This is a genomic window from Mangrovitalea sediminis (assembly GCF_002514725.1).
GTDB lineage: Bacteria > Pseudomonadota > Gammaproteobacteria > Pseudomonadales > Oleiphilaceae > Mangrovitalea > Mangrovitalea sediminis.
Map to the genome: position 1 here is coordinate 53,406 of NZ_NTLB01000005.1, position 11,701 is coordinate 65,106.

The following is an 11,701-nucleotide window of genomic DNA, read 5'->3' on the forward strand; positions in this document are numbered from 1 at the left end:
CGCATTTTACCAGAACTCACTCGACGTCGGGCGACGCATTTTGCAGGGCGGGCCCATGCGGTCTGATATTCCGGTGCTGATATTGGCCGCAGGTGCCTCTTCCCGCATGGGATGCCCCAAGCAGTTGTTGACGCTGGGAGGAAGGACATTGCTTGACTCTGTGATTGCGCTGGCCAGGGGCGTGAGTTGTTCGGTTTGGGTTGTCACCGGGTGCCGGGGCCCTCTGATTCGCTACCGTACCCAAGTGCGACCACATCATTGGGTGCACAATGCTGAATGGGCCTCGGGTATGGCGTCGTCGCTGCAAGCCGGGCTGAAGGCGCTGCCGGTGAAAAGTCCCGGCGTGCTGGTGTTGTTGGTGGATCAGCCTGGAGTTGCGCAGGCCCATCTGCGGGACCTGCTTGCAGCGGCTGAACGTAAACCGGACAGCGCCATCGCTTCGGGACTGAACGGGCGCCCGGTCGTCCCGGCGTATCTGCCGTCCAGGATGTGGCCCTCGATAGCGTCACTGCGGGGTGACGTTGGCGCCAGAGCTCTCTTGTCGAAGGTTGATCCTTACATTATCCCTTGTCCGGCTGCCGGGCTTGATCTGGATACACCCTCGGATTGGAGGGCGATACGTTACAGTAGTTCACAGAGTGAAATTGCACGTCCGGACGATTCATTGGCTACATTGGATAAGGATAGCTCAGATAAGTCCTTAAAAGCGGGCCATCCGTATAGGGATAAAGGGAAGTCAGGCGGCAGCGAGTGCTTACCCTGCCATTGATGCTGGCTTTCGAATGATAACAATAAATTCCGGCTCTAAGGCGTTGATCATGGTTCAGCTGTTGCAGCTTTTTGCCGCAGTGCTTTGGGTGGCGGTTATTGTCGCTGCTCTGAGGCAGCTTTGGAAAAGTCCCGATGGTTGGGTCAAGAACCGTTGGTTGGTGCTGGAAGCGCTGACGCCACCTCTGGCGATGGTGCTGGTTGCCGCCGTCACCAAGGAGCGGTTGGTGGTCGATCTGGCTTTCGCCCTCGGGCTTCTGGCGAATCTGTTGGTGTGGCGTCGGCAGGCGTCGTTGTTGTCCCGCGCCGTGGCAGCCGGGTCGGCGCAGGAACGCTTGGAGTGGCTCGACCACCTGGTCGATAGCGCCTACGAAGGCGTCTATCTGGTCGACCCTGAAGGGATGTGTTACGTCGACGTCAATCCCAGCGGTGCTGCGGCATTGCAGTACCGTACCGAACAAATGCGCAATATGGCCATCAGCGTGGTGCACCCGCGGGAGGACGAGCCGGTTTCGGCGGCGATTCGGCAGGTTGCCGAATCCGGTCTGAGGCACACGATCTCTACCTATGCCACGCGTCGTGACGGTCGGGAATCATTCGTTGAGATTACGTTGTCACGGATTTCCCGGAATGGTCGCGGCCTGGTGTTGGCCGTCGGGCGAGATCTGACACGATGGCAGGTTCACAGCCAGAAGGTTGAGCGTCTCAATCGTCATCTTCTTCTCAGTAGCCAGGTCAATCGAGCCATCAACCGGGAGGCTGACGAGGCAGAACTTTTTCAGCGTGTTTGTGATATCGCCGTGGAATACGGTGAATGTCAACTGGCTTGGTTTGGCTGGCTGAAGGACGGTGAAGTCGAGCCGGTCTGTTTCTCTGTTGCCGGTAACGAGGCCGTTGAATTGCAGTCACTTGCGGTACGCGTTGGAAATCAAAGCCTGATACCGCTGGATCGTGCGCTGAGCAGTCTCAATGTTGCCTGGGAGAATACGAGCCGGGGGTTAGGCTCTTTCCCCTTGGCCCAAGAGGTTCAATCTGTGGCCGCGCTACCTATTGTCCGGCGCCAGGAGGTGGTTGCTGCACTGGTTTTGTGCGCCAGGGTCGAGGATACCTTCGGCGACGATATGAGAAAGCTGCTCCAGAACCTGAGCGAGGATCTGAGTCGCGCTGTTCAGGCTCGCTATGTCGAACGTCAGCGGCGACTGGCAGATCGTCAGGTGCGCCTATTGTCCAGTGCGGTGGAGCAGAGCGCAGATGCTGTGTCGATGCTCGATGTCGATGGCGTTATCCAGTACGTTAATCCGCGGTTTACTGACTTGACGGGGTATTCCGATACAGAAATTGTCGGTCATTCCCCCAGAATGCTTTGTTACGACGAGGAAGAGGCCGCTAAGTTCGACAAGATCTTCGATGACCTCAAGCAGGGGCGTCAGTGGCGAGGGGAGTTGCGCAAACGGCGTAAGAGCGGTCAGGAGTTCTGGTGTATGGATACGCTGTCGCCGATCCGTGACCGGGAAGGGGTGATTACCCAGTATGTCTCGACCTCTGAAGACTACACGGCGCTTAAACGGGCCCAGGAAAAGATCCAGGAACTCGTCTTCTACGACCCCCTGACGGAATTGCCGAATCGGCGTTTGCTGCTTGAACGCCTGCGTGCCGCCGTGATCTCCACCGGCCGCGAAGGGGGTGTCATGGCCGTATTGCTGCTGGATATGGACCGCTTCAAGACATTGAACGATACCTTGGGGCATCACTATGGGGATCGGCTGCTGAAAGTGGCAGCGCAGCGCTTGCAAGGGCTCTTGCGGGATAACGACACCCTGGCCCGGCTCGGCGGGGATGAGTTTGCACTGGTGCTGGGGCGCCTGGAGCACAGCCATGATGCCGCCTATGTTGCCGAGCGGGTTCTTGAGGTCATGCGGGAGCCGGTCGAACTGGATAATCTGGTATTTTCCGGCTCGGTGAGCGTTGGGGTGGCGATTTGTCCCATGGATGGCGTGGATGCCGGGGAACTGCTGCGCAAGGCCGACATTGCCATGTACCACGCAAAATCCCAGGGACGGGATAATTTTCAGTATTTCACCGCTGACATCAATCGTACGGCCGTCGAACTTGTGGCGCTTGAACACCGCCTAAAACATGCTGTGCGCACAGAACAGCTGCAACCCTACTATCAGCCAATTTGGGATGTCCGGGGACAGGTAATCGGTGTCGAAGCGTTGGCGCGCTGGCGGGACAGCGATGGCGAGATGGTGTCTCCGGCGGTCTTTATTCCAATGGCCGAGGAAGTGGGGTTGATGGAAGCGCTGGGGGCAATGATTCTGCGGCAGGCCTGCCGGGATATTGCGGCGCTACAGCCTGAGCCCGGTGCGCCGCCCCTGTTTTTGTCGGTGAATCTTTCTACTCACCAATTCAAGCGGGCGGACCACCTTCTGGAAGTCCTTCATCAGGCGCTGGCAGAGTCGGGGCTGGATCCGACCCGTCTTGAGCTTGAAATCACCGAGAGTATGTTGGTGCAGGATGTGGATCAGGCCTTGAGCGTCATGGAGCGGGTGAGGGCGTTGGGTATACGCTTGGCGATTGACGACTTCGGTACCGGTTATTCCTCGCTGAACTACTTGAGCCGGTTCCCGGTTGACAAGTTAAAGATTGATAAGAGCTTTGTCGATGATGTTCTTGAATCCAGAGGGAAAATGATTGCATCGGCAATCATAGCGCTGGGCAGCCGGCTGGGTATGCGCGTGGTGGCGGAAGGTGTGGAGTCTGAACGGCAGATGGTACTTTTGCACGAAGAGGGCTGTGAGCAGTTCCAAGGCTTCCTGGTGGCACCGGCCCTGGAAATTGAGGAACTGAAGGCGTTCCTCGCGTCCCGTGAGCTGTTCAGTTAGCGCTGGAAAGCGTTCCGGCGCTAACTGAAAGTCAAGCTTAGAGAATCCCCGCCAGCCAGGCGATACCTACCGAGAATATCCCGATACTGATAGCCAGGGCGATGGTATAGGCTTTCGTCGTGGCTGAACGCTGCTGCTTCAGGTAGAGATCGATGGTGCGCTGCGAAATCTCCTCGGCAGTTTCCCGGGAAATATCGTGGGCCTGCTGGATCGCCTCCGACTGCAGCGTTTGCCAAAATTCGGTGTCGATCGTCTGAACAGCGGTTATGTGGTCTTTCAGTTGATCCAATGATTCCTGGCTGAACCCACCGCCACCACCTTGTTTGGCAAGGTCGCGCCGAAACTCCTCAAGCTGACCGGCAATGCTGACGGAGACGTCGGCGGCAATCTCATCCTTGAGTGTTGCGGTACGGCGCTCGAAATCGTCCCTTATTTCATCCAGTCGCGTTTGCAGTTCTGTGTCACGTTTGCGCTCGGCATCCTCGAGGATGCGCTTGACGTGATCGTACTGTTCATCGAACAGACTGCTCAGCAGTTCGTGCAACCGGTTGTTGATATGCGTTTTAACCGCGGAACGCGCAATCTGTTCGATCAGGTCGGAGGTCAGGGGCACAATGTCGTGCTGCTCGGCCTCTGGGGAACTCATTCTCACTGTGGCTTTCACCGCCACCTCCTCATCCTCAGGTTCTGGCGCCATTTCGACACTGTCGGCCGCAGGAGGTTCCGGCAGGCTGCCTGAACTGACATCACTGTTGAGTTGTTTGAGAATCTGGTCCAGCCCGTCGCTTTGCGGCGGTTTGGTCAGAATGTTATAGACGCCGAAACGTTTGGCTTCTTCGACGAATTCCTCCGATTTCTTGGAGGTACACATGACGATAGGGATATTGGAAATCGTCGGGTTGCGCTTGATGGCCTTGGTTGCCTCGACGCCGTTCATGCCAGGCATCAGGTGATCCATGAAGATCACGTCGGGGCGGGAGTTGGACTCCAGGTAGTCGAGCGCCTCTTCAGCAGATCCCGCCATGCTGACCTGCATATCCCGATTCTCCAGGAGCTTGCTCAACGCAAAGCGGGCTACCTTGGAGTCATCCACTAACAGCGCGTTCTTGATACCCATCTAGCAACCTCGATTATTCTGTTTTTACCCTGACAGGTCCGCCGCGGTCCCTGCGTCGTTTTTATCTACTTCCAACCACTCAGGGGCGGACACTGGGTCGCCCGATAGCTGTTTTGACGATAGCACACGCCGGGTTCGGACGTGCGAGCCGTAAAGATGTCGCCTTCCGGTGTTGTCAGCGTGACTTGGCCGTATGGCTTCCCGAAACGGAATGTCGCTGCGATCTTGCTACCGTTCGGGTTGTACAGGACGCCGTCACCATGGTACTCGCCGTTAATAAACTGACCGACGTACTTGGTGCCGTCCGCATAGATTTCCGTTCCCTGGCCATGGAACTGTCCCTTGGTAAAGCCACCTTCGTAATGGCGTCCGTCAGGGTAGGTGATCTTGCCTTGGCCCTGGAATTGACCGTTAAGGAAACCGCCGACATAAAGCAGGCCGGCTTTGGTGGTGAGTGTCCCCTGGCCGTTGAGGGTGCCGCCTACCCACTGGCCGGTGTAGATATCGCCATTGGCGGTGGTAAGTGTGCCCTGGCCGCTGTATTTGCCGTCCTTGAATTGGCCGGTGTAGTTGTCGCCATTGGCTTTGGTCAAGGTGCCCTGACCGTTCATCTGGCCTTCAGACCACTCGCCGTCATAAACGGACCCGTCAGGGAAGTGCGCCGTGCCATTGCCCTGGAATTGCCCCTTATCGAACTCGCCTTTGTAGCTCAGGCCGGTTTTGTCCACATAGGTGCCGTCACCTGACATAACGCCACCCCGCCAAACGCCGTTACGGAATTCGACGGTGGTATAGGCATCGAGCAGGGCGTGCAGGGTCATTTCCTGTCCTGCTTTCAGGCGGATATCGTCGGTCCAGGGTTTGAAGCCGCTCTTGCTGACTTCAACCTTGTAGGTTCCTGGTTCCAGCTTGAGGTCGAGTTTGGTCGGCCCGTAGGATTTGCCGTTAATGTGTACCTCGTCGCCCACCACGTTGGAGCGCAAAACCAAGTGGCCGGTTGTCGGCTTGGGTTTCGGCTTTGGCGGCTCGGCCTTGACCACGGCCTGCGTGGGCGTCGGCGTTGCTGCAGGCGTAGCGGGCGCCGTCTTAACCGGTGGAGTGCTTTCCGGCGACTGGGGGCGCGCAGGCTCCGGCGAGGCAATAACGGGCTGGGGCGTCACCTCGGCCTTTGCCGGCTCTGTGTGCGATATCGGAGCGCTGGTCGTTGTGGCAATGGCCGGCGTCGTGTCTGTTTGTGGCGCTTGAGCCTTGTGCTCCACCGCGGGAGCCTTTTTATCGACAACTGTCGTGGTATCGCCAGGTCGCGGGTAATGGGCACCCACGAAGTCCGGCGTGCGCTCCAAACTCGCGAAACCGGCCGTCACCAGCAGCATCAGTGCCAGTGCGTTGGCGAAAAGAATGGGTCTGAAATCGACCATCAACACTCACCTCGAGTTCGTGCGGCTTTTGATGGGAGTGGCGAATCGCCTCTGTTCGGCGCTTGGTCGAGGCGGACTCGAACAAGATCAAAATAGCGGATATATGAAAAAATATTAGCGATTAAGTTCATGGAATGTAACAAAAAGTCACAGAGCTTCCTGAGTTTGCTGCATGTTTCACACTTTGTCGGGAAGCGGGTCACGCCGCTGCTGATTCGATTCGTGACGCCGCCTTTTCTGTTCCTGCTCCCAGGCCCTCATATGGACGTCTGCTTCGTACTCATAGGGAGACTTGAAGGGGGTCAGCACCAGATCGAATACGGCAAAGATAAAACCGATGGAAAGCCAGGCAATAAACAGCGTCTGCTCGGTATTTGCCTGAACTTCAGGGTTGGCATTGATAAAGGCCTGCAGGCTTGGCATGGCGCGGGTGACCATGACGACCGGATTGAACCAGGACAGGACCAGCGGAACCCAGAATGCGATGAATATCGGGAAAAAGCCGAAAGACCATAGAAAGCGGCGCAAGAGATAGATCAGCGTGGCTCGAATATTCCGACGCCGCAATTCCGGTACCTTGCGGATGTGCTCCAGATAACGTTTGCGTTCGACCCAATAGGCCTCGAGAACCGGGGTACGTGCTTCCGTCGCGGTGCTGGGGGATTGGCTTTTCGCCTTCTGGGCGCTTCCAGTCGACAACGTTTGTGTATCCGGTCCTGAGGGGCGAGAGTCTGCGCTGGTTTCTTTCATGCGGGCTCGTTCATCTTCTTTAGATCTCGGTATCCGGCGCCCGGAACGGCATTCAGGGCGAAGACCGACTGCAGATTCATCTAATATAGTGCAAAATAGCCCATTGCGTCGTGGTTGTGGCCGTCAGGGTCAACGTGTCGTGCTGCCTGGATGGTTCTTACAGCCATCATGGTAGCGTGACGAAGCCGGCGGTTTACCGCGACCGATTGCAGGATTCCTCACTCCGGAAACAACCCCGAACCAAACAGGGCAGATGGATTACCCGATGACGCAAACTATACGTACCGTGGCATTGGTGGCACACGACAATTGTAAACAAGCGCTTATCCAGTGGGTCGCCAATAACCGCCAGTACCTTCAGGGATGTGAGCTGATCACGACCGGCACGACCGGACGTTTGCTATCAGAACATACGCAACTGCCCGTTACCCGCCTGAATAGCGGGCCTCTCGGCGGTGATCAGCAGATCGGTGCGCGTATTGCCGAGGGGCGTGTCGATTTGCTGATTTTCTTCTGGGATCCGTTGGAGCCTATGTCGCATGATCCGGACATCAAGGCATTGTTGCGTATTGCAACTTTATGGAATATCCCGTTCGCCTGCAACGAAAGTTCGGCGGACTTCATTATTCAGTCCCCATGTTTTCAATCGTACCAGCGTCGCGAGCCGGACTTCTCCGTTTACGAGCAGCGCAAGGTTTGAGCTGAAAAATCGTAAGTGGCGTTAACGCCTTGCCGACACCGGACCCATCTGACGCTTGCCACGCTGGACATCGGCCCAGACAAACCGTCAGACTTTGGTCGTATCGGGTTCGGCGCTGCTACTGCGATGGTCGGTGGTGGACCGTCGCCAAGCCTCCCTGGGGGACTCCGGTCACCGGCCTTTACCGTGAGGCGAGCCTTCAACCTTTGACGATCAGGATACCGTTTTACTATGGCCCAGACAGAGAAACCGCCCGTTCATCCGGCTTTTCGCCATCTCAAGACCCAATATATTGCGACGTTGCAGTTGACGGTCGAAACCTATGAGCACATAGCGACGGGCGCGCATCACCTGCATATGGCGGCGGACAATGACGAGAACGTGTTTCTGGTCGCCTTGCGCACATTTCCTATGGATTCCACCGGGGTTGCACATATCCTCGAGCATACGGCGCTGTGTGGCAGCGAGCGCTATCCGGTGCGCGACCCCTTCTTCATGATGATCCGGCGTTCGCTGAATACGTTCATGAACGCTTTTACCAGTAGTGACTGGACCGCCTATCCGTTTGCCAGCAAGAACCGCAAGGATTTCGATAACCTGTTGTCGGTCTACCTGGACTCTGTGTTTTTCTCCTCCCTGGATCCCTTGGATTTCGCCCAGGAAGGGCACCGACTGGAGTTTTCCGAGCCGGAAGATCCGTCCTCTCCGTTGGTCTACCGGGGTGTTGTCTACAACGAGATGAAGGGCGCCATGAGTTCGCCTGCCTCTCAGTTGTGGCAGGCGCTGACCAGTTACCTGTTCCCGACGACGACCTATCACTACAACAGTGGCGGTGATCCCGAGCACATCGTAGACCTCAGTTACGATGACCTGCTGGCGTTCTACAAGCGTCATTACCATCCGAGCAACGCCTTTTTTGCCACCTATGGCAACCTTCCTGCGGTCGAGCATCAAGCCCGTTTCGAAGAATGGGCCCTGTCCCGGTTCCAGCGTCAGGAGATGCACCTGCCTGTGCACGATGAAAAGCGCTACTACGCCCCGGTGCGGGTGGAGCAGGCTTACCCGATAGCCGAGGAAGAAAAGACGGAGGCACGGACACACCTGGTGATGGGGTGGTTGCTGGGGCACAGTTTCGATCTTGAGACAAACCTGGAGGCGCACCTCCTGTCCAGCGTGTTGCTCGAAAACAGTGCTTCTCCGCTGCAGCGGGCGCTGGAGACGACGAGTCTGGGCAAGGCGCCGTCGCCGCTGTGCGGGCTGGAAGACGGCAACCGGGAAATGGTCTTTGCCTGTGGTATTGAAGGCAGTGAGCCGGAAAATCGCGATGCCCTGGAAAAAATGGTACTGGAGGTGCTCGAGACCGTCGCCCGCGAAGGCGTCAGTCACGAGCGGCTGGAAGCGATTCTCCATCAGCTGGAGTTACATCAGCGCGAGATTGCCGGCGACCACTTTCCCTATGGCCTGCAGCTGATTATGGCGGGCCTGACGCCGATGGTGCATGGCGGAGACCCGGTCTCATCGCTGGATATCGATCCCGTGCTGGATCGCTTGCGAGAGCGTATCAAGGATCCTGATTATGTGCCGGGACTGGTGCGTCGTCTGTTACTCGACAACCCGCACAGGGTCACCCTGACGATGGTGCCGGACCGGGCGCTGGAGAAGCGCCGGCAGGCGGCGCAGGAAGAATACCTGGCCGAGCGTAAGTCTGCGCTGAGCGAGGCGGAGGTCCAGGACATCGTTGCGCGAGCCCAGGCGCTACAGGCTCGCCAGAATCGCAAGGATGATGAATCCATTCTGCCCAAAGTGGGGCTGGAGGATGTGCCAACACAAGTGCCCGAGCCGCAGGCCCTGGTTGATGCCGAGTTGCCGGTGACCAGTTATGCCCAGGGCACCAATGGCCTGGTCTATCAGCAGGTGGTTATGCCGATGCCGGCGCTCACGGACGAGGAGTTGGCACTACTGCCGATCTATACCACCTGTCTGGCAGAGCTGGGTTGCGGTGACCTGGACTATCTGCAGATGCAGGATCGGTTGTCGGCGGAAACAGGGGGCATCGGCTCCTTTACTACTGCCAAGGGCACGATTGACGATGTTCAGGCGGTGCAGGGCTTCCTGGTACTGACCGGTAAGGCGCTGGCCCGTAACCAGGCCAAACTTGCGCAGCTGCTTCACGACCTCGTTACGCGGGTGCGTTTCGACGAAACCGGCCGCATTCGTGAACTGGTGGCCCAGTTCCGCACACGACGGGAACAGAGCGTGACCGGTAGCGGGCACATGCTGGCCATCGGGGCTGCGTCGCAAGGTATGAGTTCCGCAGCCCAGCTGTCCTATCGGCTGGGTGGGCTTGAAGGGCTTAGACGCCTGAAGCGCCTTGATGACGCTTTGGATAGTGAGGGCGGAATCGATCAGCTGGCAGCCGGTCTAGCCCGCCTGCACCAGAAGATGACCGGGGAAGCCCGCCAATTCCTGGTGATCGGCGAACAGGATAATCTGGCACCCATGGTCGGCGAACTGCGCCGCCTCTGGTCGGGTGATCTTGGCCAGGCGGGGGAAGGGTTCCAGATGTCACCGGTGAACGAGCAGGTGCAGCAGGCCTGGCTGACATCGACCCAGGTGAATTTCTGTGCGAGGGCCTATCCGACCGTCGCCGTCGATCACGATGACGCGGCGGCATTGACCGTGCTCGGCGGTTTTCTGCGCAATGGCTTCCTGCACCGGGTTATCCGGGAGCAGGGTGGTGCCTATGGTGGCGGCGCGGGCCAGGATAGCACCTTCGGAGCATTCCGCTTCTTCTCGTACCGGGATCCGCGGTTGGCCGAGACCCTCGATGATTTCGAGTCGGCATTGGCTTGGTTGCGCAAGGAGAAACATGAGCCGCAGTCGCTGGAAGAAGCTATTCTGGGGGTTATCGGACAACTCGATAAGCCTCGCTCGCCGTCAGGTGAAGCGCGCCAGGCATTCCAGAATCGGCTGTTCGGCCGCGACCAGGCTCAGCGCCAGCGTTTCCGTGAGCGAGTGTTAAGCGTGACAATGGACGATTTGCAACGGGTTAGCGACACCTGGTTGCGGCCCGAGCGGGCCAGCGTGGCGGTTGTGACCAGCCATGCGCAACGTCAGACTGTCGAAGGCCTGGGAATGACCATCGAAGAGCTGTAAGCGTTACCGGAACCGGCCGGCGTCAACAACCGGTCGGGATTATCGGGGTGGGAGGTCCACCCCGTCTGTAATGTTCAGCGCTGCCGCTCGATGCCAGTCATGACCATGACCCGTGTGGCGATTTCCTCGACCGAATACGCGGTGGTATTGAGGTAGGGTACGCGCTCCCGTCGATACATGAGTTCCACTTCCTCAACTTCGTACATGCACTGTTTTATCGATGAATAGCGCGAGTTGGGGCGACGCTCATTGCGTATGGTCGCCAGGCGTTCCGGCGTGATGGTCAATCCGAACAGTTTGGATCGGTGCTGGCGCAGTGCCGCGGGTAGCTTTTGATCCAGAATATCCTCTTCGGTGATCGGATAGTTCGCGGCCTTGAGGCCGTAGTGCAACGCCAGGTAAAGGCAGGTGGGGGTCTTGCCGCTCCGCGATACGCCGACAAGAATGACATCGGCTTCGTCATATTGGCGGGTGCGCGCACCGTCGTCGTTGTCGAGCGCGAAGTTCACCGCATGGATACGTTTCTCGTAATTGCTCTCGTTTGCGATCGCATGGGATTTACCCACCGTATACGACGAGCTGGCGTTTAACTCCTTCTCCAGCGGATCCAGGAAGGTGCCGAAAATATCCACCATGAAAGCGTCCGCTTTCGAGACTTCCGAGCGAATGGCACGATCGACAATGGTGTCGAAGATAATCGGGGGATGTCCGTCCGTCGCGCCCGCCTTGTTGATGCGGGCCACAACGCTGCGGGCCTTCTCCACATCATCAATGTAGGGAAGTGTGATCTTGCTGAAGTCGATGCGCTCGAACTGTGCAAGCAAGCTGTTGCCCAGCGCTTCTGCTGTAATGCCCGTGCCGTCAGAAATGAAGAATGCGGTTCGTTTCATGATGTGGAATACCCTGA

At 57.8% G+C, this 11,701-nt stretch carries 8 protein-coding genes; 4 read left to right on the forward strand and 4 right to left on the reverse strand.

The features are described 5' to 3' along the window. Positions 1-55 precede the first annotated feature (55 nt). On the forward strand, positions 56-769 hold the full coding sequence (locus CLR77_RS12840) for a nucleotidyltransferase family protein (RefSeq protein WP_097461074.1): 714 nt from the start codon (positions 56-58) through the stop codon (positions 767-769). Positions 770-818: 49 nt separating this feature from the next. Then, the gene (locus tag CLR77_RS12845) at positions 819-3,653 is read left to right on the forward strand and encodes a sensor domain-containing protein (protein WP_158227193.1); all 2,835 of its coding nucleotides are present in this window, start codon (positions 819-821) and stop codon (positions 3,651-3,653) included. A gap of 37 nt (positions 3,654-3,690) precedes the next feature. On the opposite strand, the gene CLR77_RS12850 is transcribed toward CLR77_RS12845, so the two are convergent. The 3 genes from CLR77_RS12850 to CLR77_RS12860 form a co-directional block, all read right to left on the reverse strand. Continuing rightward, positions 3,691-4,770, reverse strand: coding sequence for a response regulator (locus CLR77_RS12850; protein WP_097461076.1), 1,080 nt, complete (start codon positions 4,768-4,770; stop codon positions 3,691-3,693). 65 nt (positions 4,771-4,835) lie between these two features. Next, positions 4,836-6,188, reverse strand: a complete 1,353-nt coding sequence (locus tag CLR77_RS12855) for a PEGA domain-containing protein (RefSeq protein WP_097461077.1) — start codon at positions 6,186-6,188, stop codon at positions 4,836-4,838. Between the two features lie 177 nt (positions 6,189-6,365). Then, a complete protein-coding gene (locus CLR77_RS12860; RefSeq protein ID WP_227519916.1) occupies positions 6,366-6,938 on the reverse strand; it encodes a DUF2189 domain-containing protein in 573 nt (190 codons plus the stop codon). 253 nt (positions 6,939-7,191) lie between these two features. On the opposite strand from CLR77_RS12860, the gene CLR77_RS12865 reads away from it, so the two are divergent. Together CLR77_RS12865 and CLR77_RS12870 are read left to right on the forward strand one after the other, a co-directional pair. Further along, positions 7,192-7,638 carry a methylglyoxal synthase gene (locus CLR77_RS12865; RefSeq protein WP_227519917.1) on the forward strand — a complete coding sequence of 149 codons (447 nt, stop codon included), beginning with the start codon at positions 7,192-7,194 and terminating at the stop codon, positions 7,636-7,638. Between the two features lie 231 nt (positions 7,639-7,869). Beyond that, complete coding sequence (locus CLR77_RS12870; protein WP_097461079.1) at positions 7,870-10,794, forward strand: insulinase family protein; 2,925 nt, start codon at positions 7,870-7,872, stop codon at positions 10,792-10,794. Between the two features lie 74 nt (positions 10,795-10,868). On the opposite strand, the gene ppsR is transcribed toward CLR77_RS12870, so the two are convergent. Beyond that, entirely contained in the window at positions 10,869-11,684 is an 816-nt protein-coding gene (ppsR, locus tag CLR77_RS12875; protein ID WP_097461080.1) for a posphoenolpyruvate synthetase regulatory kinase/phosphorylase PpsR, read from the reverse strand. Positions 11,685-11,701: the final 17 nt, after the last annotated feature.

Bases quoted from the DNA above. Each gene is read 5' to 3' on its own strand.
- CLR77_RS12850 (WP_097461076.1), bottom strand. From the start codon at position 4,770: ATGGGTATCAAGAACGCGCTGTTAGTGGATGACTCCAAGGTAGCCCGC.
- CLR77_RS12845 (WP_158227193.1), top strand. From the start codon at position 819: ATGGTTCAGCTGTTGCAGCTTTTTGCCGCAGTGCTTTGGGTGGCGGTT.
- CLR77_RS12865 (WP_227519917.1), top strand. From the start codon at position 7,192: ATGGATTACCCGATGACGCAAACTATACGTACCGTGGCATTGGTGGCA.
- CLR77_RS12855 (WP_097461077.1), bottom strand. From the start codon at position 6,188: ATGGTCGATTTCAGACCCATTCTTTTCGCCAACGCACTGGCACTGATG.
- CLR77_RS12860 (WP_227519916.1), bottom strand. From the start codon at position 6,938: ATGAAAGAAACCAGCGCAGACTCTCGCCCCTCAGGACCGGATACACAA.
- CLR77_RS12870 (WP_097461079.1), top strand. From the start codon at position 7,870: ATGGCCCAGACAGAGAAACCGCCCGTTCATCCGGCTTTTCGCCATCTC.
- ppsR (WP_097461080.1), bottom strand. From the start codon at position 11,684: ATGAAACGAACCGCATTCTTCATTTCTGACGGCACGGGCATTACAGCA.
- CLR77_RS12840 (WP_097461074.1), top strand. From the start codon at position 56: ATGCGGTCTGATATTCCGGTGCTGATATTGGCCGCAGGTGCCTCTTCC.